The sequence below is a fragment of the Parabacteroides sp. B2-S-102 genome (assembly GCF_023656665.1).
GTDB classification, from domain to species: domain Bacteria; phylum Bacteroidota; class Bacteroidia; order Bacteroidales; family Tannerellaceae; genus Parabacteroides; species Parabacteroides distasonis.
The window spans coordinates 17,558-40,820 of record NZ_JAMOKM010000004.1 but is presented as its reverse complement, the minus strand read 5'-3'; the positions used below and the strand labels follow the sequence as shown (position 1 = coordinate 40,820).

25 protein-coding genes and 1 tRNA gene are annotated in these 23,263 nt (G+C 44.8%); 13 read left to right on the top strand and 13 right to left on the bottom strand.

All coding sequences use genetic code 11. The annotated features are described in order from the left end of the window. Positions 1-96: 96 nt before the first annotated feature. The 5 genes from msrB to ung all read right to left on the bottom strand — a co-directional run bounded on the left by msrB (position 97) and on the right by ung (position 3,580). Positions 97-1,179, bottom strand: a complete 1,083-nt coding sequence (gene msrB / locus NBH07_RS07050) for a peptide-methionine (R)-S-oxide reductase MsrB (protein ID WP_009018127.1) — start codon at positions 1,177-1,179, stop codon at positions 97-99. A gap of 14 nt (positions 1,180-1,193) precedes the next feature. After that, positions 1,194-1,319 carry a DUF417 family protein gene (locus NBH07_RS07045; protein ID WP_197730312.1) on the bottom strand — a complete coding sequence of 42 codons (126 nt, stop codon included), beginning with the start codon at positions 1,317-1,319 and terminating at the stop codon, positions 1,194-1,196. Between the two features lie 559 nt (positions 1,320-1,878). Then, entirely contained in the window at positions 1,879-2,190 is a 312-nt protein-coding gene (locus NBH07_RS07040) for an MGMT family protein (RefSeq protein WP_005854515.1), read from the bottom strand. Beyond that, a complete protein-coding gene (locus tag NBH07_RS07035) occupies positions 2,180-2,890 on the bottom strand; it encodes a DUF169 domain-containing protein (protein WP_005854517.1) in 711 nt (236 codons plus the stop codon). The genes NBH07_RS07040 and NBH07_RS07035 overlap by 11 nt, the downstream gene beginning before the upstream one ends. A 27-nt stretch (positions 2,891-2,917) precedes the next feature. Then, on the bottom strand, positions 2,918-3,580 hold the full coding sequence (ung, locus tag NBH07_RS07030; protein WP_009018129.1) for a uracil-DNA glycosylase: 663 nt from the start codon (positions 3,578-3,580) through the stop codon (positions 2,918-2,920). Between the two features lie 99 nt (positions 3,581-3,679). On the opposite strand from ung, the gene NBH07_RS07025 reads away from it, so the two are divergent. From NBH07_RS07025 to NBH07_RS06970, 12 genes are all read left to right on the top strand, one after another. Then, the gene (locus tag NBH07_RS07025; RefSeq protein WP_121956323.1) at positions 3,680-5,563 is read left to right on the top strand and encodes an ABC-F family ATP-binding cassette domain-containing protein; all 1,884 of its coding nucleotides are present in this window, start codon (positions 3,680-3,682) and stop codon (positions 5,561-5,563) included. A gap of 13 nt (positions 5,564-5,576) precedes the next feature. Then, on the top strand, positions 5,577-6,752 hold the full coding sequence (locus NBH07_RS07020) for an MFS transporter (protein WP_005854524.1): 1,176 nt from the start codon (positions 5,577-5,579) through the stop codon (positions 6,750-6,752). Positions 6,753-6,780: 28 nt separating this feature from the next. After that, positions 6,781-7,437, top strand: a complete 657-nt coding sequence (locus tag NBH07_RS07015) for a hypothetical protein (RefSeq protein ID WP_036613185.1) — start codon at positions 6,781-6,783, stop codon at positions 7,435-7,437. Positions 7,438-7,447: 10 nt separating this feature from the next. After that, on the top strand, positions 7,448-8,341 hold the full coding sequence (locus NBH07_RS07010; protein ID WP_036631028.1) for an agmatine deiminase family protein: 894 nt from the start codon (positions 7,448-7,450) through the stop codon (positions 8,339-8,341). Between the two features lie 118 nt (positions 8,342-8,459). Beyond that, a complete protein-coding gene (locus tag NBH07_RS07005; RefSeq protein ID WP_036631086.1) occupies positions 8,460-8,843 on the top strand; it encodes a hypothetical protein in 384 nt (127 codons plus the stop codon). Positions 8,844-9,299: 456 nt separating this feature from the next. Further along, entirely contained in the window at positions 9,300-9,683 is a 384-nt protein-coding gene (locus NBH07_RS07000; RefSeq protein WP_005854530.1) for a hypothetical protein, read from the top strand. Positions 9,684-9,757: 74 nt separating this feature from the next. Continuing rightward, positions 9,758-10,150, top strand: a complete 393-nt coding sequence (locus NBH07_RS06995; protein WP_005854532.1) for a hypothetical protein — start codon at positions 9,758-9,760, stop codon at positions 10,148-10,150. A 141-nt stretch (positions 10,151-10,291) separates the two neighbouring features. Continuing rightward, a complete protein-coding gene (locus NBH07_RS06990) occupies positions 10,292-11,191 on the top strand; it encodes a YitT family protein (protein WP_008780090.1) in 900 nt (299 codons plus the stop codon). A gap of 58 nt (positions 11,192-11,249) precedes the next feature. Further along, a complete protein-coding gene (locus tag NBH07_RS06985) occupies positions 11,250-12,536 on the top strand; it encodes an MBL fold metallo-hydrolase (RefSeq protein ID WP_250833491.1) in 1,287 nt (428 codons plus the stop codon). Between the two features lie 77 nt (positions 12,537-12,613). Continuing rightward, the gene (locus NBH07_RS06980) at positions 12,614-13,813 is read left to right on the top strand and encodes a pyridoxal phosphate-dependent aminotransferase (protein WP_005854538.1); all 1,200 of its coding nucleotides are present in this window, start codon (positions 12,614-12,616) and stop codon (positions 13,811-13,813) included. Beyond that, the gene (locus tag NBH07_RS06975) at positions 13,814-15,058 is read left to right on the top strand and encodes an ABC transporter permease (protein WP_009018135.1); all 1,245 of its coding nucleotides are present in this window, start codon (positions 13,814-13,816) and stop codon (positions 15,056-15,058) included. Positions 15,059-15,100: 42 nt separating this feature from the next. Then, positions 15,101-15,634 (top strand): very short patch repair endonuclease, encoded by a 534-nt coding sequence (locus tag NBH07_RS06970; RefSeq protein WP_008780092.1) that lies wholly within the window; start codon positions 15,101-15,103, stop codon positions 15,632-15,634. Here the strand turns inward: NBH07_RS06970 and NBH07_RS06965 are convergent. The 8 genes from NBH07_RS06965 to hisH form a co-directional block, all read right to left on the bottom strand. Further along, positions 15,631-16,794: a glycosyltransferase gene (locus NBH07_RS06965; RefSeq protein ID WP_009018136.1), complete on the bottom strand. Its 1,164-nt coding sequence runs from the start codon at positions 16,792-16,794 to the stop codon at positions 15,631-15,633. The two genes, NBH07_RS06970 and NBH07_RS06965, sit on opposite strands and share 4 nt — an antisense overlap. A gap of 126 nt (positions 16,795-16,920) precedes the next feature. Continuing rightward, positions 16,921-18,081 carry a diaminopimelate decarboxylase gene (gene lysA, locus NBH07_RS06960; RefSeq protein ID WP_009018137.1) on the bottom strand — a complete coding sequence of 387 codons (1,161 nt, stop codon included), beginning with the start codon at positions 18,079-18,081 and terminating at the stop codon, positions 16,921-16,923. 62 nt (positions 18,082-18,143) lie between these two features. After that, a complete protein-coding gene (locus NBH07_RS06955) occupies positions 18,144-19,460 on the bottom strand; it encodes an aspartate kinase (protein ID WP_009018138.1) in 1,317 nt (438 codons plus the stop codon). Positions 19,461-19,526: 66 nt separating this feature from the next. Then, positions 19,527-20,204: a cell division ATP-binding protein FtsE gene (locus tag NBH07_RS06950; RefSeq protein ID WP_005854551.1), complete on the bottom strand. Its 678-nt coding sequence runs from the start codon at positions 20,202-20,204 to the stop codon at positions 19,527-19,529. A gap of 8 nt (positions 20,205-20,212) precedes the next feature. After that, positions 20,213-20,809: a bifunctional phosphoribosyl-AMP cyclohydrolase/phosphoribosyl-ATP diphosphatase HisIE gene (gene hisIE / locus NBH07_RS06945; protein ID WP_005854554.1), complete on the bottom strand. Its 597-nt coding sequence runs from the start codon at positions 20,807-20,809 to the stop codon at positions 20,213-20,215. Positions 20,810-20,825: 16 nt separating this feature from the next. Continuing rightward, positions 20,826-21,581 carry an imidazole glycerol phosphate synthase subunit HisF gene (gene hisF / locus NBH07_RS06940; protein WP_005854556.1) on the bottom strand — a complete coding sequence of 252 codons (756 nt, stop codon included), beginning with the start codon at positions 21,579-21,581 and terminating at the stop codon, positions 20,826-20,828. A 17-nt stretch (positions 21,582-21,598) separates the two neighbouring features. Further along, positions 21,599-22,318, bottom strand: a complete 720-nt coding sequence (gene hisA, locus NBH07_RS06935) for a 1-(5-phosphoribosyl)-5-[(5-phosphoribosylamino)methylideneamino]imidazole-4-carboxamide isomerase (RefSeq protein ID WP_009018139.1) — start codon at positions 22,316-22,318, stop codon at positions 21,599-21,601. Beyond that, complete coding sequence (hisH, locus tag NBH07_RS06930; RefSeq protein WP_008780097.1) at positions 22,315-22,905, bottom strand: imidazole glycerol phosphate synthase subunit HisH; 591 nt, start codon at positions 22,903-22,905, stop codon at positions 22,315-22,317. Before hisH ends, hisA begins: the two co-directional genes overlap by 4 nt. A 270-nt stretch (positions 22,906-23,175) precedes the next feature. Between hisH and NBH07_RS06925 the strand changes: the two genes are divergently transcribed. Next, positions 23,176-23,249, top strand: a tRNA-Asp gene (locus NBH07_RS06925). Positions 23,250-23,263 lie beyond the last annotated feature (14 nt).

Here is a 23,263-nt window from a genome sequence, read left to right as displayed (position 1 = left end):
TATACGGCGAAGATACTATTAAAAAATCATAGTTATGAAATTTTCAAAACATAGTTATGAGTTGAACAAATCATAACTATGTTTTTTTATTTGTTTTTATAGGAGTGGGAGATAGTCGGCATATCCCTCTTCTTCCATCTTTGCTTTAGGGATAAATCTTAATGACGCGCTGTTGATGCAGTATCGTAACCCACCTTTGTCGGCTGGGCCATCATTAAAAACGTGCCCTAGATGTGCATCTCCTGTTTTGCTGCGTATCTCAATCCGTTTCATCCCGTGGGAAAGATCCGTTTTTTCCATCACCAAGCTCTTGTCTATCGGCTTGGAGAAACTAGGCCATCCGCAACCCGAATCAAACTTATCGGTAGAGATAAACAAAGGTTCCCCAGTCGTGATATCTACGTAGATGCCTTCACGCTTTTCATTCCAATATTCATTCTTGAAAGCTCTTTCCGTAGCGTTTTGCTGTGTTACCGCATATTGTTCGGCGGTGAGTTTAGAGCGCAATGTCTGATCATCCGGTTTCTGGAATTTCTTTTGCGATACAGGCTTGTTCGAGGCTTTCCCCTTATTAGCCTTTCGGGCGAAATCGAATAGATCCGGGCTTATGTGGCAATAACCGTCCGGGTGTTTATCTAAATAATCCTGATGATAGTCTTCTGCCGGATAGAAATTACTTAATGGCTGAATCTCTACGACGATGGGCTTGGTATAATTCTTGGCCAATGCCTCCACGGTCTCTTTGATGATCGGCAGATCGTCCGTATTCGTATAATAGATGCCGGTACGATACTGTGATCCGATATCGTTGCCTTGCCGGTTGATACTTGTCGGATCTATCGTCTTGAAGAATAGTTCGATCAATAACTTCAAATCGGCTTGTCGCGGATCGTAGCTAACTTCCACTGTCTCGGCGAATCCGGTATTATCGTTACACACTTGTTCGTAAGTCGGGTTTTTGATACTCATCTTCCCGTTCGCGTAACCTACTCGGGTATTCGTAACGCCATCGATTTGCTTCATGAAATGTTCTGTTCCCCAGAAACATCCACCGGCAAAATAAATTTCACTTTGGGTATTCATTCTTGTTGTTTTTGAAAGTTGATCACTCATTGTCGTTCTCGCGATTGCTAGTCCGTTTGATACTAGCAAAGCTATAAATAAAATTAGATGTTTCATATACTTTTTCTTTATTATCGTGAAGGGATGAGATCCATTATATTATATAACCAGAATAGCAGGAAATGGTTCTCCACCAAAGGCTTGATCCCGGCGGCCTCGGTCGGGGTGAATTTAAAGAAACTGATAATTGATTTCATGTTCTTGTTCATCTTAATGTTTAATCTATAATCCGTAATTTTTGTTCTTTGATAATTTAGTCTGTCGTTATGAGAAAAACTGACAAGATTTGTCGCGGGGGTATTTGCCCTTTTGGTGATGAACTATCGGGATTTGTTCGCTACCGATGTGATATCCTCATTTATGAAGCCGGTCGATGAGCCAATCGTGGTGTTAGGGCCTGTTCTGCAGATATTTCGCGGGATACTGTTGGCTTTGGTGTTATTGCCTTTACGGAAGGTGTTTTTTGAGGAAAAGAACGGCTTAATGAAATTAGGCGTAATAATCCTAGGATTGTCCTTGCTATCAACCATTGGGCCGACAATGGGATCCTTTGAAGGATACATATATACGAAAATACCCTATATGTATCAAATGCTGGGTTATCCGGAGGCGATACTATACGTGTTGTTGTTTATCGGGATATTGTATGTCTCGATAAAATATGCTCACAGGAAAATAATCACCTTGTTATCTATATTGATAATGGCGTTGATATGCTTTTTGGGGATAATGAGCTTTGTGATGGCGTGACGTATCTTAAATAATGGGCAATATCTCCGCCCAAATATGCTTCTTTAAATCCACGCACCCGTTCTTTTTGAAAGCGATGCCTTCTTTTTCCAGCAGTTCCCTTTGTTCCGTCCAATTGGGAGCCAATCTCCCTTGGCTGTTTACTACCCTGTGGCAAGGCAAGTTCAGCTCTCTCGGGGCGTTGAACATGGCTTGCCCTACCATGCGGGAACATTGTGGCCTCCGGGCGAGTTTGGCTAACTGCCCGTAGGTAACCACATTTCCCTCCGGTATTTCCTTTACGATGTTGTAAACTTCCGTGTAAAAATCAGCCTTCATCGATTCTCGCTTTTATCTTGCCCCATGCGTGCGTATCGAGGCTACACATACGCATCGTCTCGCACATCTCCTTGAAGCGAGACATCGGGATCGTGAAACTCAATACGTTGCTTTCCACATAAGGGCGGGCCGAGGGATCGAAGAAGCCAAGGAAAGCACGGTGCCCGCCACGCCGGTTCTCATTGACGGCTTGCGTAATGGTTGCGCTACATCCCGAGCCAAAAGGCGTGGAGATGGCCTCGGGCGAGTTATTGTCGAAAAATGCCCACGTGACCAAGCCGGACAGGATATCCGGGGTAGCGAGGAACAAAAGCCCTTCCACATCCTCGAAGGAAGTAAGCCGGTCGATTCTCGCGAAATGGATATATTGCTTGGTAGCCCTTTGTACATCTATCTTCTTGATGCCTTCCAGAACCATCTCCGGTGTTTGCTTATATCGTTCTTTCAAGGAAACGAAATTAGGTACATGTTCCGGCATGGGAGTGAATCCGGTATAGAATTTCCCACCTCCGCAACCGATGCTTTCTCCGCTCATGCTGATAATCTCCCCGTTCCTTATGGCGGGAAGCGCTTTAAACAGGCAACCTTGCGTCTTCCTTAATTCTCCCGATAGAGTATCGGAATACCAGAAAGCGATCGGTAATTCCGCTTTGCCGGAGAATGTCTCCTGATAGTTGTCGATAAACGTTTGAATATCCATATGCGATTGATTTAGGTTGATTTATTCTTACCAATCGATTTCCGGGATGCCTTTACCCCGTAAGAAATCATTAGCCTTACTGAAATGCTTACAACCGAAGAAACCATATTCGGCGGAGCGGGGAGATGGATGTACGGTCGTTAGGACCAAATGTCGGCTCGTATTGATGAGGGAGATCTTGGCTTTGGCGTAACTTCCCCATAACATGAATACCAGATTTTCCCGTTCGTCGCTTAATTTCTTGATAACGGCATCCGTGAACGTTTCCCATCCCCTGTTCCGGTGCGAGCCTGTTTGGTGGGCACGGACCGTGAGGACGGAATTCATCGGAAATACGCCTTGGCTTACCCAACGATCCAAATTCCCGGAGGAAGGAATCGGTTTCCCAAGATCATCGTAGATTTCTTTGAATATATTCATCAAGGAACCGGGAATCGCCACGCCATCGGGTACCGAGAAGCAGATCCCATAGTATTGCCCCGGATTTGGATAGGGGTCTTGTCCCAAGATAACGACTTTTACCTTCTCAAACGGGCATGCGTTAAATATATGGAATATCTGGGGCCCGGGAGGAAGTACGTGCGCTTGCTTATATTCGTTTTTGACAAATGTCACCAATTGCTCGAAATAAGGCTTGTCAAATTCTTCTTGCAGACGTTTTCTCCAACTTTCATCTATTCTAACATTCATGGTGTTTTTCTTATTCTTCCACCAAAGGTACGGAGAAAAGCTTAAAATTCGAGGATTTTGTGTAAGTTTGCCTTCCGATTTGAATTTAAATAAGAAAACATGATAAGTTACCTTCAGATAGATAAGCTGACCAAGAGCTTCGGTGATTTGGTTCTTTTCGAGGATATAACGTTCGGAGTCGCGCAAGGACAGAAGATCGGGTTGATCGCTAAAAACGGGACGGGTAAGACTACCTTATTGAATATTATCGGTGGTAAGGAGGATTACGACTCGGGTGAGGTGGTTTTCCGGAAAGACTTGCGGGTCGGGTATTTGGAGCAATCACCTTCCTACCCGGAAGAACTGACCGTGCTACAGGCTTGCTTCCACTCGAAGAACGAGACTGTCCGGTTGATCGCTGAGTACGAGGAGGCGATGGCGAAAGAGGATCACTCGAATCTGGAGGACATCCTTACCCGTATGGATAGCTTCAAGGCGTGGGATTATGAGCAGAAAGCGAAACAAATCCTCGGGCAGTTGAAGATTCATAACTTCAATCAGAAGATCGGGGAATTGTCTGGAGGACAGTTGAAACGGGTAGCCTTGGCGAATGTCTTGATCACGGACCCTGAATTGATTATCTTGGATGAGCCGACGAACCATTTGGATCTGGAAATGACCGAGTGGCTGGAAGATTATCTGAGCCGGGCCAATATCAGTATCTTGATGGTGACGCACGACCGTTACTTCTTGGATCGTGTTTGTAGTGAGATCATCGAGATCGATAATAAACAAATCTATTCGTATAAAGGTAATTATAGTTATTATCTGGAGAAACGCCAAGAGCGTGTCGAGGCGATGAACGCCGACGTGGAGCGTGCGAAGAATCTTCTCCGTACGGAACTGGATTGGATGCGCCGCCAGCCGCAGGCACGGGGCACGAAAGCGAAGTACCGTATCGATGCCTTTTATGAGCTGGAAAAGAAAGCGAAGCAACAACGGGATACTGGAAAGGTGAACTTGGACGTGAAGGCTTCTTACATTGGTTCGAAGATTTTCGAGGCGGTGAATGTAAGCAAACGTTTCGGTGATTTGAAGATTACGGAGGATTTCAACTATATTTTCGCCCGTTACGAGAAGATGGGTATTGTCGGGAATAACGGTACTGGCAAATCTACCTTTATCAAGATGCTGATGGGGGAGGTGGCTCCTGATAGCGGCCATTTCGATGTGGGCGAGACCGTTCGCTTTGGCTATTATAGTCAAGATGGCTTGAAGTTCGATGAGCAAATGAAAGTGATCGACGTGGTGCAGGCGATCGCCGAATACGTGGATTTGGGTAACGGACAGAAGATGGGAGTGTCCCAGTTCTTGAACTATTTCCTGTTCACGCCGGAGAAACAGCATAATTACGTTTATAAATTGAGCGGTGGCGAGAAGCGTCGTCTCTATTTATGTACGGTATTGATGCGTAGCCCGAACTTCTTGGTGCTCGATGAGCCGACCAATGATCTGGATATCGTGACCTTGAACGTATTGGAGGAATACCTTCGTAACTTCAAGGGGTGCGCTATCGTTGTTTCCCACGACCGTTACTTTATGGATAAGGTGGTAGATCACCTGCTGGTTTTCCGGGGTAACGCCGATATCAAGGATTTCCCCGGCAACTATACGCAGTACCGGGATTGGAAAGATGTGCAAGACCAACTGGAAAAAGAGGCGGAGGCTGCTTTGCAAGCGAGACAAAACCCGGCTCCGGAGAAACCGTCTCGTCCTGTCAATGAGCAAAAGAAAAAACTCACTTTCAAGGAGCGGAAAGAGTTCGAGGCCCTAGAGGAGGAGATACCGGCTTTGGAGGCGGAGAAGGCGGAGTTGGAGACCGCCATGAGCAGTGGTACTTTGTCTACGGACGAGCTCATGGCTAAATCTCAACGGATCACCCAAGTCATGGAAGAGATCGATGAGAAAACGATGCGCTGGCTGGAGTTGAGCGAGCTGGCATAAGTAATAAAGAGGAATGAGCGAGACTAAACCTGTACTTTGGAACCGGAATTTCGTCCAATGTTGTATCTCTTACTTCTTGATGAATTTCGCCTTTTATATGTTGATGCCTACTATGCCGGTCTATCTGGTAGAGGAATTGGGCATCAGCACGTCTGAGGTGGGGATGGTCTTGTCTAGCTATACGATCGGCTTGCTGTGCGTGCGCCCGTTCTCGGGATATCTGGTAGATTGTTTCTCCCGCAAACCGTTATATGTATTCGCCTTCACGATATTCGCCTGTCTGTTTGCCGGTTATTGGTTTGCGATGACGGTCTATACGATCATGGCGGTTCGTTTCATCCAAGGCGGGTTCATGGGACTGACCTCTGTTTCCGGCAATACGATTACGATAGACGTAATCCCTTCCAAGCGAAGGGGAGAAGGCATGGGCTTTTACGGATTGACGATCAATCTCGCCATGTCTTTGGCTCCTTTGGTGGCGGTCGGGCTGTACGATCGGCATGGTTTCTTCTGGATCATAGGGGTCGCTTTGGTGATTGCGTTGGTCGGGATCGGCTCCGTCGGGCTGATCCGTTATCCGAAACGGGAGAAAGTGCCTCGTCCGGCCTTCTCGTTGGATCGTTTTATCTTGGTAAAAGCGCTTCCTGCGGCCTTGGCCTATTTGCTGGTCGCTATACCTTATGGGATGTTGCTCTCGTTCGTGGTATTATATGGCAAAGAGATCGAGGTGCCGAACCCAGGCTATTTCTTTATATGTATGGCGATCGGTGTAGGGACGGCCCGTTTGATTTCCGGGCGGTTGGTGGACCATGGCAAGATCCATGTCGTGTCCATCGTATCCTTGGTTTCTTTAGCGATCTCGTTTTCCGTGTTCGCTACCGTACATACATCATTTGTCTTTTTCGCTTGCGCCTTGGCGATCGGTATCGGTTTTGGCGTGAGTGTACCGGCTTTTCAATGTCTTTTCGTGAATGTCGCTCCGCACCATATGCGCGGTACGGCCACTTCTACCTACTTGACCTCTTTCGATTTCGGGATGGGGATCGGGATGCTGTCCGCCGGCTTTATCGCTACCCATACCAATCTGGCTACCGCCTACGGAGTCGGGGCGGTTTGTTGCCTTCTTTCCTTATTCGTCTATATCCGCTTGGTAAAAGCCTCGTACGAGAGGAATAAGCTGATTTCTTGATCTAAATGTGGAACTTAAATCATAAAATATGGATAAAATTAATAGTCTATTTACAATTGGGAATGTCAATGAGGATAATGCTCAAAAAATATTTGCGGATATTGCGACTGAATTATTCGAGCATTGCTTTATCAAACAAGGCGAAGCCGTAAAGTACAAATTCCTTGAAGTTGAATTTTACTTTTGGAGTGAAGCCCATAAAGATAACAAGCTTGATAATGAGGGAAAAAAAGAAGTGCCTTTTGTCTACCCACGTAATAATACTCAGCCTGCGCAATACTTGGTACATGCTAGCGGTATGGATCTTTGCTTCAAATCCGATAATGGCTATGGTGGCATATTGATTCGTTCATTGTTACGAATTGAAGGTAAAGAGCAGTCGGTAGTAACTGGTCCTTGGGATTGCTGTTATGCACTCATAAACTATATGGGAGGTTCAGAAAATGTGTTTTCGAAATTGACTTATGGAGAAGAAAAAGATACTCAGGTCGAGTTGGAAACAGCAATACGGCATAATGTTCCTGTGGGAAGTTCTATGAAGAATGCACCATATTGTTTTTACAACAAAAAATATATGCACAAAAGTGGAAAGTGGGGCTTTGAAGATGCTGAACTGAAACGATATAATCCCAGCACGAGGAAATCAGTTGTAAATACTTATTCGATAAAACCTTGGAATAGATAACTCTTACGATATGGTACTGTCAGAGAATCAAAAGAATAAAGTATATTTCTCCAATTTGTTAGCCTTGAACTATCCGCCAATATGGAAGGAGATATGTAATGTCCTATCAATCTATGGTTATTCGGCAGGCAGATTGACCTATACCAAAGATTATTGGTGTAGAGATTTCATGCCGATTCAAGTTGGAAGCAATGAGTTCGTGCAGTTCCAATATGATCCGGATTATTTGACTGATTTAAGGAAGTATAAAACGAATCCGAATGATACGGTAAAGCATATCACTGATTTTACTCCTAAGATCTCAAAGTCAAAGTTGCTTGTTGATGGAGGGAATATAGTTGTATGTAATAATATCAACGAAGAGACTTGGGTCGTAATGACTGAAAAGGTTCTTATAGAGAATCCTGATTTCTCAAAGGCGGAAATTACTTCTATGTTGGAAAAAGATTTGGGTGCAAGAATAGTATGGCTACCATGGGATACTAGCGATGAATGCGGACACACAGATGGAATTGTTAATTTTATTAATGGGTTATCGTCCAAACCTTCTATCATGGCATATTTTTCTCTTTATCCTAAGAATATCGCTAAAGAAATGAGAAAACTCTTGAATGATGTATTTGATACTCATGAATTGATTTTCACGCATGATGAAAAGAATAACTGGGCCTATGTTAATTTGCTTCGCACAAAAGATTTCATCATAGTACCCGGATTAGGAACAGATTCTGACAATGAAGCCATGGGGCAGATAGAGAGGTTATATCCCGATTATAAAGGACGAATCCATCAAATCATTATTGCACCTATTGTTGAAGAATATGGAGGAGCTTTCAATTGTTTGACTTGGACTGTAAATACAGAAGATATTGATTCATACATTTCGATTCCCGGTTTCGTCTAACCCCATGGCGTACTTCGTCGATTCTTCCTTTTCTAGCGGGAAACCTCACCCTATATTTGTATCAAAGATCACAGAGAAATAGGTTTTTAAGGTTTAACAAATGAAAGGAATAGGTAGTATGAAACGTTTAGTAATGGCTATGTCAGCCTTGTTGGTAAGTGTGACAATGAGTTTTGCGCAGGAATCGAGCTTACATAAAGAACCGTTTGTAGTCAATGTGGGCCAATTGGTAAGCTATCTGGAATTACGTCCCAGCCAGATTAATGAGGTAGCGATGATCAACGATTATTTTAGGGAAAAGCAAAGCGAGGGCTTGAGGGGAAGTCATAAAATGCGGGATAAACGGATGCGGCAAGCCGTATTTGGCAACTTAAAGTTGATGAAAAAGGCGTTAAGCACCGATCAATATCGGAAATACGTGGCTTTGATCAACGTAACGAACAATAATAACCGGATGATGAGCGGGCTTTCCTTCCCCGATGTTTATCTAGCCGATAAATAAGTAAAGGATAGATGTAAAGTATCAAGCTATTGCATAAAAAGTATCTTGTGACTGTATCTATTCTATAAACCATGTCGTGGTCTGTATAGATCATGTCGTGGTTTTTATAGACCACGCTGTGGTTTGTATAATCCACGACGGAGATTATAGAATAGATACGGTATCGTATAAGAATACAGCTAGGCTTGTATAAGAATATATCTAGGCTTTTGTTTGTTTATAAACGGTGTCTATGATGAAATAGATAGTGTTTATCGTAATATGTGTTACAAAATGATTGCTATATGCCTTGATATATATCAATAACGTCAATTGTTTGCAAAAATTAACCGTATTGAAGAACAATGTTATAAAACATACTGTTATATTTGCAGTAACAAAAAGAGAAAGATAGAAGATGCGGAAACGCCGCATTTATTAGTTAAGGTCTTAGTTTAGGTTTAAATTTTAGGTATTATGAGACGTTTAGGTATGATGGTAGTCGCTTTAATGATGGTAGCGACAATGAGCTTTGCTCAAAAGGTTAGTGATTCAAAGAGTATGAGTTTCGATAAGCTAAGCAGATATTTGCAGCTTGACGCAAACCAGATCGCTGAAGTGTCAGAGATTAATACTTACTTCGAGAATCAATTAGGTCAACCCCTGTCTGCGGAAGCGCTTTGCAATAACGCAAGACCGGAAGAAACTCGCAACGCATTGTTGTGTAATTTGAAACTGATGAAACGTGCATTGACTAAAGATCAATATCGTAAATATGTAGCGTTGATTAATGTGACTCGCGCTAATCAGGAAGATAAGGTTTCTAATCCGCTTTTGGACAGCTATTTGGCTGAGAAGTAATTAAGCCAATGTGATTGGGCTATGTGTTTTTAAGGTTTTTGTTTAGGTTTAACAATTTAAGGTTTTTAGGTATTATGAAACGTTTTGGAATGGCAGTCGCAGCCTTATTGATGTGTGCGACAATGAGCTTCGCTCAGAAACCGAGTTTGAGTAGAGAACCGTTTGTGGTAAGTACAGAGAAGTTAGCGAACTATTTGCAATTGACTCCGAGCCAGTTGGACGAGGTCGCTAATATCAATGAATATTTTATCGAGATGCAGAACGCGAGCGTAAAAGCTAGCGCTAAATTGCAGGACAAGAAGATGTATCAGGCGGTTTACGGTAACTTGAAGTTGATGAAGAAGGCTTTGAGCCCGGATCAATATCGTAAGTATGTTACTTTATTGAACATCACGAACAATAACAACCGTACGCTGGGTGTTAATACGTTCCCGGAAGTGTACTTAGCGGATAACGCAAGTAAGTAATTTATACTATATAAGAGTGTGTCCCCCACTATTTCCTGTCAAAAGGTAAATAGTGGGGATACTTTTTTTTGAGGCTTGCGTATAAATCGAAGAAGATTGTGTAAGTTTGCGGCGTTTTACAAATAACGCTTAATTCGAGTCATGACAACACAAAAACTTTTAGTCCCTTCTAATGCTACTTTGAAGAGAAATGTAATGGACTACTCCTTAATCGTGGTAGGTTCATTTTTGCAGGCACTTAGTTACGTGCTTTTCCTAGCGCCTTACAAAATCGTACCGGGAGGTGTGTATGGTATCTCTATCGTAATCCACTATGTGACGAAAGATTTGTTCCCGTTCTTCCCGGATGGTTTGCCGATGGGTGCGACGGCGCTTTGCTTCAATATCCCGTTGATGATTTTGGCGATGAAAAAGATCGGATTGTCTTCCGGCCCGAAGACGATCGTTACTTTCTTGCTGATCTCTATATTTACCGACTCATTATCTTATTTCCTTACCGATCCATTGGTGGAGAACGATGCCTTTATCGCCGCCTTTTACGGTGGAGCTATTTTAGGATTGGGTGTGACTTGTATTTTCCGGGCGCAAAGTACGAGTGCCGGTACGGATGTATTGGCACGTGTGATTGCTAATGACTCCAACTTGAAGGTCAGCAATATGATCATCGTATTGGATTCCGCGGTCGTATTGTTGGGCTTGATCGTATTTAAGGATTGGGCGGTACCTTTGTATTCTTGGTTTACTATTTTCGTATATGGAAAAATCGTGGAGATGTTCCAGACGGAGAATCCGAACCGTGCCGTCTTCATTGTCTCTCGTAAGACACAGGAGTTGAAGACCTTGATAGTCGATAAAATGGGTATGAGGGGTACTTTTATTCACGGTAAGGGAATGTATCAGGGAAATGAGACTGAGATTATATTCACGATCGCTGAACGAAAAGATATGCCCCGCTTGAAAGATGAGGTGAAAGAGATCGATCCGAATGCCTTTGTTTCTACGATGCACGCTAGCAAGGATTCGCCACGGCCGGGTATTTAATAGAATTAAGAATTATTCCGTATATTTGTGGGTAGGCTAATATTAATATCGGTTTTGAATGATGGATAGAAGAGGTTTTTTGAAGAATGCTACGCTTATGAGCGCTGCTTGTTTGATGGATTTCAGGGAGGCTTTGGCGTGGGGCGCTAAGGATGCTGAAGTAGGAAAAGCATGGAAAGGATGGAAAAAGGGGCAGTTCCAGATTCATCTGATTTATACCGGGGTGTCGGAATCGATGTTCTTGATTTTCCCCGACGGTACAACGATGCTGCTTGATTGTGGTGATCATAATGCGGTTGGGCGCGGTAAATTGGCTGTGCCGGTGCTTCCCAATCCCGATCGGCATGCCGGGGAGTGGATCTCACGCTATGTCCGGAGAGTGAACCCTCAGAAGGATTATGTTGATTATATGATGTTGACGCACTATCATTCAGATCACGGTGGCAACAATAAATTCTACGCTCGTAAGGAGACGAGGGATGGTAAGGATTACTACCTAAGTGGATTCTCTCAGGCTGCCGAGTACCTTACGTTTGGCAAGGCTTTTGACCGTTGCTGGCCCGACTACAACGATCCTCTTCCTTTGACCCAGGAGGCAGCCGATGCTTTTGAGCACATGAAGGATTTTTACGACTATATGTTGGCTCATAAGAAGATGGAGATTGAGAAGTTCTGTCTTGGCGAAACCAACCAGATCGCCATGAAGAAAGACGCTACGGCATATCCGGGATTCTCGGTAAGAAATATCTGTGCCAACGGCCGCATTGCCGATAAGGAGGGGAATATACGTGACCTCTATGCGGAGCGCAAGAAATCCAATCCGGTTAAGTTCAGTGAAAACGGAATGAGCCTGGGCATGATCTTTACCTACGGCGATTTCAAATTCTATACGGCGGGAGACTTCTCTGATGGCTGGGAGTTGCCTAATGGAAAGAGATTCGAGATAGAGGATGCGATAGCCGACGTGGTTGAGCCGGTGAGTGTGGCGAAAATCAATCACCACGGACACAAGTCAATGACTGATAAGCTCGTGGCTGCGTTGCGTCCGCGTGTAGTTGTCAACAACGTGTGGGATCAGCTTCATACGCTGCCCTCGGTCATGGAGCGTTTTTATAACCGGAATCTTTATCCCGGCGAGCGCATCGTGTGTCCTACCGTGTTTCCCGCGGAGCGTCGTGCCGAGGATGCCGGACAGCCGTGGCTTGATATACTTAACCCCTCGTCGTTTGATGCCGGTCATGTGATTGTCAATGTCGAGGAGGGAGGCAAGGACTATTCGGTTACTTACCTCACTGCCGATGATGAGTCGATGACTGTAAAGAGCGTGATGCGGTTCAAGTCATAAACGGCTTGAATTTGGTGTCAACTGTCAACTAAAATGCCTATCTTTGCATCATAAAAACGAATAAATATAGAATAATAATGCCCAACATCTCACAAAGAGGAGTCGAAATGCCCGCTTCCCCGATCCGGAAGCTGGCTCCATTGGCCGATGCTGCCAAACAGAGAGGAGTTCATGTGTATCACCTGAATATCGGTCAGCCCGACCTTCCCACTCCGCGAGCGGCACTCGATGCGATCCGTAATGTCGATCGTACGGTGTTGGAATATAGCCCTAGTCAGGGATATCGCAGTTATCGCGAGAAGTTGGTTGGATATTATAAAAAGTATGATATTAATCTTACGGCTGACGATATTATCATCACTACCGGTGGTTCGGAGGCTGTTTTGTTTGCCTTCTTGAGTTGCTTGAATCCGGGTGATGAGATTATCGTACCGGAACCTGCTTATGCCAATTATATGGCATTCGCTATCTCGGCAGGAGCCGTGATCCGGACAGTGACGACTACGATAGAGGAAGGATTTTCTCTTCCGAAAGTGGAAAAATTCGAGGAGTTGATCAATGAGCGTACCAAAGCGATCCTGATCTGTAACCCGAACAATCCTACGGGTTATTTGTATACGCGTCGTGAGATGAATCAAATCCGGGATATCGTAAAGAAATATGATCTTTATCTTTTCTCGGATGAGGTATACCGGGAGTTTATCTATACCGGTTCCCCGTATATCTCGGCTTGTCATCTGGAAGGTATCGAGCAGAACGTGGTATTGATCGATTCTGTCTCCAAACGCTATTCGGAATGCGGTATCCGTATCGGTGCGTTGATTACGAAAAATGCCGAGGTGCGTAGTGCCGTCATGAAGTTCTGCCAAGCTCGTTTAAGCCCGCCTTTGATCGGACAGATCGCTGCCGAGGCTTCTTTGGATGCTTCCGAGGAGTATGCCCGTGAGACTTATGACGAGTATGTGGAACGGCGTAAATGCTTGATCGATGGCTTGAACCGTATTCCCGGCGTTTATTCTCCCATACCGATGGGCGCTTTCTATACGGTGGCTAAACTTCCGGTGGATGATGCCGATAAGTTCTGCGCTTGGTGTCTGGAAGAGTTTGAATACGAGGGTCAGACGGTCATGATGGCACCGGCGTCGGGTTTTTACACAACACCGGGACTTGGTAAGAATGAGGTTCGTATGGCCTATGTTTTGAAAAAGGAAGACCTGGCGAAAGCTTTGACGGTGTTATCAAAGGCGTTGGAAGCTTATCCGGGAAGAATGTTATAAATGAATTTAGAGCTATTTATCGCCAAAAAGATACATTTCAGTAAGGAGGGGGACCGTGAGGTTACTCCTCCCGCTGTTCGTATTGCCATGATCGGGATCGCCTTGGGATTGGCGGTGATGATTCTTTCGGTGGCGATCGTGATAGGCTTTAAGAAAGAGGTCCGGAACAAAGTGATCGGTTTCGGCTCGCATATCCAGATCACGAATTTCGATAGTAATTCTTCCTATGAGTCGCAGCCGATAGCGGTTAGCGATACTTTATTGAATGCGCTCGATGCATTCCCCGGTATTCGCCATGTCGAGAAATTTGCGACGAAGCTAGGCATCTTGAAGACTGACCAAGATTTTCAAGGAATTGTCTTGAAAGGGGTGGACACGGATTATGACTGGACTTTCTTCAAGGATAATTTAAAAGAAGGCGAGATCTTTACGATCCAACCGGATAAGAACTCTACAGATGTTATTATTTCCAAGTATTTATCAGATCTGCTAGGACTAAAGGTAGGGGATTCTTTCCTGACTTATTTTGTGCAAGATGACGTGCGTGCCCGTAAGTTCACGATCACGGGGATTTATGAGACGGGTTTCCTTGATTATGACAAGATGTTCGTAATCGCTGATATTAAGCAGATACGCCGCTTGAACGGTTGGGATAAAGATCAAGTAAGCGGACTGGAGTTGCAAGTGGATGACTATGATCGTTTGGACCAAGTGGCCGAGGATGTTTATTTCGATCTGACGGAACGGCAAGACCGAAATGGCAATACGTTCTACGCCCGCTCGATCAAGGAGTTGAACCCGATGATCTTTAATTGGCTGGATGTGCTGGACATCAATGTGGTGGTTATCTTGGCGCTGATGCTTTCCGTCGCAGGGTTTACCATGATCTCCGGATTATTGATCATAATCTTAGAGCGTACCAATATGATCGGAATCCTAAAAGCCTTGGGACAAAATAATAACAGTATTCGCAAGATCTTCTTGTATGTCTCTTTCTTCTTGATCGGCAAAGGAATGTTGTGGGGGAATATCATCGGTATCTCTCTTTGTTTGCTTCAATCTCATTTCCACATTATCCAATTAGATCCTTCTATTTATTATTTGGATGCCGTGCCTATCGATCTGAGCCTATTTTCACTGTTCCTTTTGAATATAGGGACATTGGTCGCCTCCATGTTGATGATGTTAGGACCTTCCTATTTGATTACGAAGATTGATCCGGCCAAGAGTATCCGTTTTGAATAAAAGCCGTATCTTTGGCATACGTTCTAGTTTTGCCGGATTGATATGACAGATCTTATCTCTAAAGAAAAGCGTAGCTATATCATGTCTATGATTAAGGGCAAGAATACAAAGCCCGAGATTATAGTCCGTAAATACCTGTTCCATTGTGGCTTTCGCTTTCGTGTGAATGTAAAGCGCCTTCCCGGTACCCCTGATATCGTATTGCGTAAATATAAGACCGCTATCTTCGTGAACGGCTGTTTCTGGCATGGGCACGAGGGTTGCCCTGAATTTCGTCCTCCCCGTACCCGGGTAGAGTGGTGGACCGAGAAACTAAACCGGAATAAAGCCCGGGATGCCCGTGTACGTGAGGAATTACGAGCGATGGGCTGGAATACGATGGTGATTTGGGAATGCCAGCTTAAACCCAAAGAACGGCAAGCTACTTTAGAAAATGTCGTCCGTTTATTGGAAAAGACGTATGTGGAATCTACCTATCATGCGAAGTTTACCCCAGCCTACCCGCTATTAGAGGAGGAAGAACTTCCCAAAGTGGCGGAAGAAGAGATATCCTATGAGAGTGCTCATCATTATTAATTCTCCAACCGGAACGTATAATCCTTCCTACTTCTGAAAAGCCGGTAAATACGGACATATCCATTGAATATGGGTTGAATAAACTCCAGCAGGAATAACCAACCGATAGTAGGGCTTTGTTGAAGCATTCGAGCCGATTTGCCGAAAACGATTGCCTTGATTATAAAACGTATCAAATATAATAATACGGCGATCAAGGAGATTAGCCAGTTGCCCTGTAATCCGATCACAACCGTAGCGATAACCGATACTTGGAAAAGGAAGAAACAAGTGGATTCGAGATGATAGAATGTCAAGGCGCTTCCTTTGTAATACCGTTGAGTGGCGGCACGGGAAACCTTCATCTCTTTCCAGATTCCAAAACGTTCGATTTGATCCATTTCCGTTAGGCTGTCCGGAGTGTAGATTACTTTCGTATTCTCCTTGGTCGAGGCTTCGTTGATGAATAAGTCATCGTCTCCCGCATGCAAGTTCAAGGATTGGTAGTAACCTTTATGCTTGAAGAATAACTCTTTCCGATAAGATAAATTTCGTCCGTTTCCGGTATATGGGTGATGGGAGAGGGCGGAAGATAGATAACGTAAACCCGTCAATAAGTTATCATAGGCGATCAACTTATGAAAGAATCCCTTGTAGTTGCTGTATTTGCAGTAGCCCAAGACAATACTGGTCTCGGGTGTGTATCCACCAACCATGGCAGATAACCATTGATCGTTGAGCGGTTGGCAATTCGCCTCCGTGAATAGAAGAATATCGTATTTGGCCGCTTTCACGCCTAGGGTAAACGCCAGTTTACGGCGGCTTAGGTAACGAGCGTCCGAGGGGACGTAAGTATGATACAAATGTTTATACTCATTTTGAAAGAACTTTAGCGTATCGTCAGTATCGTCGCTCGAGCCATCGTTGATAACGACTACCTGATATTCCGGGTAATCTTGTGTAAGTAACGCAGGAAGGTGTTTCTTGAGGTTCTCAGAATCATTTTTAGCGTATATGATGATGGATACGGGGAGTTTATTACCTTCCTCTAAGGTATCATCCGTTCGTCTTGACGCACGTAAAAGGCGGGCATAAGCGATCAGATAATAAAGAGATAAGATAACGAACCCTATTAAGGTGATTCCCAATAGGAAAAGCTCTGTATTATTGAGTAGAAACATAATAATGTGCCAATGTGATTAATATGCCAATGTGCCAATATCATTAATGAGCCAATATGATTAATACGCCAATGTGCCAATAAGCTACTCAAGGTATTTACATTGGCACATTGATCAATTGGCTCATTATTTTATCGTATCGGAATAATAGGCTTTCGGTAAATGGCGGCAGTTGTATTGGGAGGCCATGACCTCGCCATAAGCGCCGGCGGAACGAAGGGCGATCAAGTCGCCACGATGAGCCTTATTCAACTCTACATCCTTACCGAATACATCCGATGACTCACAGATCGGGCCCACTACATCGTAAGTCTCTACTGCCTCATCGCTGCTGATGTTCTCGATACGGTGATAAGCGTCGTACATCGCCGGGCGGATCAATTCCGTGAAACCTGCATCAAGGATAGCGAATTTCTTCGTCTCTCCTTCCTTGACATATAATACCTTAGAGATTAATGTTCCGCATTGAGCGACGATCGAACGTCCCGGCTCAAAATGTACCTGTTGACCCGGACGTACTTGAAGCAGTTTATGAATGGCTGCGAAATAGTTATCGAAAGCCGGGATCGATAAATGATTCGGGTGATAGTAATCGATACCTAGTCCACCTCCGAAGTTTAGGTTCTCCACTGTAACCCCATGAGCTTCCAGTTCTTCCTGTATCTCGTTGAAACGAATTACCAAATTGCGGAAGCTAGACATATCCGTGATCTGTGAACCGATATGGCTATGGATACCGATCAACTTCACATTCTTCATCTCCTTTAATTTATCCAGTACACCTCCTAATTGGCTAAGGTTGATACCGAATTTATTCTCTTTCATACCCGTCGTGATCTTGGCATGCGTATGGGCATCCACTTCCGGGTTGATACGAAGGGCGATAGAGGCTACTTTATTTTTAGCGGCCGCCAGCTCATTGATGATTTCCAGCTCAACGGCAGATTCCACGTTAAAGCAGAAAATATCATTGTCCAGTCCTAGGTTGATCTCCCAATCCGCTTTGCCAACACCGGCAAAGACAATCTTATCGGCAGGAAAACCGGCATCTAAAGCTGCCTGTACCTCGCCGCCACTTACGCAGTCTGCGCCAAGGCCGTTTGCCGCTATGATGGAAAGGATACGGGGATTGGCATTCGCTTTCACGGCATAATGCACGTGGTAACCATATTTCCCGGATTCGGTTTTTACTACGTCTAATGTGTCTTGCAATAGCTTGACATCATAATAATAAAAAGGCGTAGAAAGCTGCTTGAACTTTTCTACAGGAAATGTTCCTTTGAGCATATTATACGAAATTATATAAAGATAAATAAGGGCAGTCTGTAAAAGGCCGCCCTCGTTTGTTTTTATTTGTTGTTAAATAAATGATCGCTTAGAGCTTGCAGCGCTCTCTGCTTGTCCGAGGCCTTGATCAGCAAGGAGACGTTGTAGTTGCTTCCTCCGTAGGAGATCATACGGACCGGGACATCCTTCATAGCTTGTACGATACAAGCCTCGAAGCCGATGTTATCCCATTCTAGGTCGCCAACCACGCAAACGATAACCATATCCTCGTCTACGGTCACGGTTCCGTACTTCTTCAAATCGTCAACGATCTCTTCCAGATGCTTGCGGTTATCGATCGTAACGGAGACACCCACTTCGGAGGTTGTAACCATATCGATCGGAGTCTGGTAGTTCTCGAAAGTCTCGAATACCTTACGCAAGAAACCTGTAGCTAGCAACATACGTCCGCTCTTGATCTTGATAGAGGTAATATTGTCTTTGGCGGCGACCGCTTTGATCTTACCTTTTTCGATAGCGTTTGAGATCAATGTACCCGGAGCGTCCGGCTGCATCGTATTTAACAAACGAACCGGGATGTTGTTCAATTTAGCCGGCAATATACAAGTCGGGTGAAGGATCTTGGCTCCGAAATAAGCTAATTCGGCAGCTTCCTCGAAATGCAATTGACGGACTGGAGACGTTCCCTGTACGATACGAGGGTCGTTATTGTGCATACCGTCGATGTCTGTCCAGATCTGGATCTCTTCCGCACCGATAGCTGCGCCGATTAAGGATGCGCTATAGTCGCTACCACCTCGTTGTAGGTTATCGATCTCGCCGTAAGCGTTGCGGCAGATATAACCTTGTGTGATGTATAGATCAGCATCCTTATTATCAGCGAGTAATTTCACCAATTTCTCTTTGATATAGACAGGGTCCGGTTCCGCGTTCTTATCCGTACGCATATAATCCAAAGCCGGGATCAATACGGATTTCACGCCGCATTCGTTCAAATAAAGATTCATCATACCCGTAGAGATCAACTCTCCTTGTGCCAAGACAACCTTTTCCTCGAACAAGGTAAACAGATCCTTCGTGAACGTACGGATATATTCGAAATGAGATTTTATCAGTTCTTTGGCCTTCTGTTTATATTCCTCGGTGCTGTATAGTTCCTCAACATGGCCCATATATTTCATGGCAAGCTTGTTGATGATCTCATTCGCTCCGTCTGGGTTCTTTTTGTACAGGTAGTCGGAAATCTCGACTAACGAGTTGGTTGTACCCGACATGGCTGACAATACAACGATCTTACGGTCTCCCGTGATCAGTTTCGCTACATCTTTCATTCTCTGTGCAGATCCCACAGAAGTACCGCCAAACTTTAAAACTTTCATCTTCTTTTGTTCTATATTAAATTGTTTTCTTTTTCAATCGAATGCGACCGCAAAGTTACAAAAAAATTATTCTCTGACATCACTTAGACAGGCATTCTCGCATTTTACTATGCGGGCAGGATAATTATGCACGATCGTATAGTTATGAGTGGTCATAATCACCGCCGTTCCCTGCTGGCAGATGTCGTGTAAGAGTTGTACGATTTGTCCGCTCGTCTCCGGGTCCAAGTTGCCGGTCGGCTCATCCGCCAGTATCAATTTGGGGTTGTTCAGAAGGGCACGGGCAATAACGATACGTTGTTGTTCCCCGCCGGATAGCTCATGCGGCATTTTATAGCCTTTGTCTTGCATGCCTACCTGACGGAGCACGTTGTCTATCCGTTCCTTGATCTCGCTTTTCTTTTTCCATCCGGTGGCTTTCAGCACGAATTCCAGATTCTTGGAGACGGAACGGTCGGTCAACAATTGAAAATCTTGGAAGACGATACCTAGTTTCCTACGCAAATAAGGGATATCCTTCCGCTTCATCTTGGTGAGGTTGTAATCCATGATACGTGCCTCGCCTCGCAAGATCGGTATCTCGCAATACAAGGACTTGAGCAGGCTGCTTTTACCGGAGCCTACCTTTCCGATCACATATACGAACTCTCCGTTACGAAGCGTGAGGCATGCGTCGTGTAATACCCTGTTTTCCTCACGGCATATCTCCACGTTCTCTAATTTGAGTAGAATATCTTCTTCCATAGAATTTATCAACCTTTATGTCTTTTCTTTAATTCACGGGCGAGGTCTTCCAGACGAAGTCCCTTGCTTGTCAATAATACGATTAAGTGGTAAACCAAGTCGGATGCCTCATAGATGAAGCCGTCTTCGGTTCCGTTGGTCGCCTCGATAACGGTCTCTACCGCTTCTTCGCCGACTTTCTGGGCCATACGATTCACGCCTTTCTGGAATAAGGTAGTCGTATAGGAACCTTCCGGCATTTCTTGACGGCGACGCTCGATGAAGTTCTGCAAGTATTTCAAGAACATGATATCCTCTACGTTCTTCTCGCCGAAACAAGTATCCGCTCCCGTATGACAAACCGGTCCGGCTGGAATCGCCTTGATCAATAATGTATCGTTGTCGCAATCCGCCGTGATGCTAACCACTTGCAACGTATTTCCGCTACTCTCTCCCTTCATCCACAAACGGTTTTTCGTGCGGCTAAAGAATGTAACCTTACCCGTACTTACTGTCTCATCATAAGCTTCTTGATTCATGAAGCCCAACATTAATACCTTACTAGTGTTGTTGTCTTGTACGATAGCGGGAATTAATCCGCCCATTTTCTCGAAATCTAATTTCATCTTTATATATAATGTGTTATATCCTTACATTGATCCCCTCGTCCTTGAGGTATTGCTTCAAGTCACCTATCCGTATCTCGCCGAAATGGAAAACGCTGGCCGCTAAAGCCGCGTCCGCTTTCCCGTTGGAAAACGTATCCCGGAAATGTTCCATCTTTCCCGCTCCACCGGAGGCGATAACCGGGATATGCAACGTATCGGCCAAGGTAGCCAGAGCGTCGTTCGCGTATCCGTCTTTTACGCCATCGTGCGTCATACTGGTGAAAAGGATCTCGCCGGCGCCACGGCTTTCCGCTTCCGAGGCCCATTGAAACAAATACTTATCCGTCGGGACACGCCCTCCGTTTAGATAGCATAGCCAGTCATTGTTCTCAAAATTAGCGTCGATAGCGACTACGCATACCTGACTACCAAAGTTCTTGGCGATCTCCTCGATTAATGCCGGGTTACGTAAAGCCGCCGAGTTGATCGAGACCTTATCGGCGCCAGCGCTAAGCAAACGATCCACGTCCTTCAATTCGTTGATACCTCCACCCACGGTAAAAGGGATGCTGATATGGGCCGCCACTTGTTTTACCAACTCGGTGAAAGTCTTTCGCCCCTCGTGTGAGGCGGTAATATCCAAGTACACTAATTCGTCGGCCCCTTCACGGCTGTACTGGGCGCCCAACTCCACGGGGTCTCCAGCGTCGCGAAAGTTCACGAAGTTGATGCCTTTTACGGTCTTTCCATCCTTTATATCCAGACAGGGAACAATTCTCTTGGCTAGCATATATCTATTTTATTATTTCAAGTAAAACGAAGTAAATCTTTCAACTGGATCTTCCCCTCATAAATGGCCTTACCGAAAATGACAGCGGGAATCCCAGCCTCAGATAATTTCTCAATATCCTCGATCGAGCTTACGCCACCACTCGCTATGATATAAAGGAAGGGGATCTCGTCCCGTATCTCTTTATATAAATCGATAGCCGGGCCTTGCAGCATACCATCCCGTGCGATATCCGTGCAGATCACCTTGGTAATCCCCTTGTCGTAATATCCTTTGATAAAAGGAATCAACTCTTGGCTGGTTGTTTCCTCCCAACCGCTGATGGCGATCTTCTTTTCCTTGGCATCGGCCCCTAATAGGATCTTCTCGCTACCGAACTTGCTGATCCAAGAGGTGAACATTTCCGGGTTCTTCACGGCGATACTACCCCCGGTTACCATCTGGGCGCCGCTTTCGAAGGCGATCTCCAGATCATCCTCTTGTTTCAAGCCCCCTCCGAAATCAATGATCAAGGAAGTCCGGGTCGCTATCCGCTCAAGGATACGGTAGTTGATGATGCGTCCTTCACGGGCTCCATCCAAATCTACCACATGCAAACGCCGGATGCCGTTACCCTCGAACATCTTGGCCACCTCCAGAGGATCTTCGTTGTAAACCTTCTTGGTCGCGTAATCTCCTTGCGTCAACCGGACGCATTTGCCATCTATTATATCTATAGCGGGAATAAGCTCAATCATATCTTTAAAAAGTTTTTCAATATAACCTCTCCTACCGATCCACTTTTTTCCGGATGGAACTGTGTCGCGTAGAAGTTGTCCTTATGTAAAGCGGCGCTGAACGGAAGGATGTAATCGGTCGTAGCCGCCGTATATTCATTTACAGGTACATAATAACTATGTACGAAGTAAACAAATTTGTTCTCCAATCGCTCATTGAATAGGCCGCTTTTAACGTTTGTCAAGGTATTCCAACCCATGTGAGGAACCTTGTCCTCATGCTTTTGCGGAATGAAACGTTTTACTTCCGTAGGGAAGATCCCCAAGCAATCCGCGTTTCCCTCCTCTGAACGCATGCACATCAATTGCATGCCGAGGCATATCCCGAGTACCGGTTGCTTTAGGTTCAAGATCACCTGATCCAATTTATGCTCCCTTAAATACTCCATGGTCGTGAAAGCTTCACCTACTCCGGGAAAGATAACCTTATCCGCTTTATTTAATAATTCCGGATCAGCCGTGATGATCGGGGTAACGCCCAACCGCTTCAAAGCGTAATCTACCGAGTAGATGTTTCCGGCATTATATTTAATAATGGCAACGTCCATTGTTGTTAAGCATTTATATTGAGTCGCAAAAGTAACAAATTATCATTACATAATTATGAATGGCGATTGAAAAGTTCCAAAATGAAATGTATTTGTGATAAACTGGTGTGATCGGGAAGGGGATAGGGGCGGCATAATTATGTGGTTTCTGAGGTCTCTCCAGATATTTTTGCTATCAAATATGATATTTTTTTGCGTCAGCTATTGCAGGTTTAAAAATAATACTTACCTTTGCACCGCAATCGAGAGAGATAGCGATAAAAGAAAAGAGGTTCGGTAGTTCAGCTGGTTAGAATACATGCCTGTCACGCATGGGGTCGCGGGTTCGAGTCCCGTCCGGACCGCCTCTTTTTCAAAA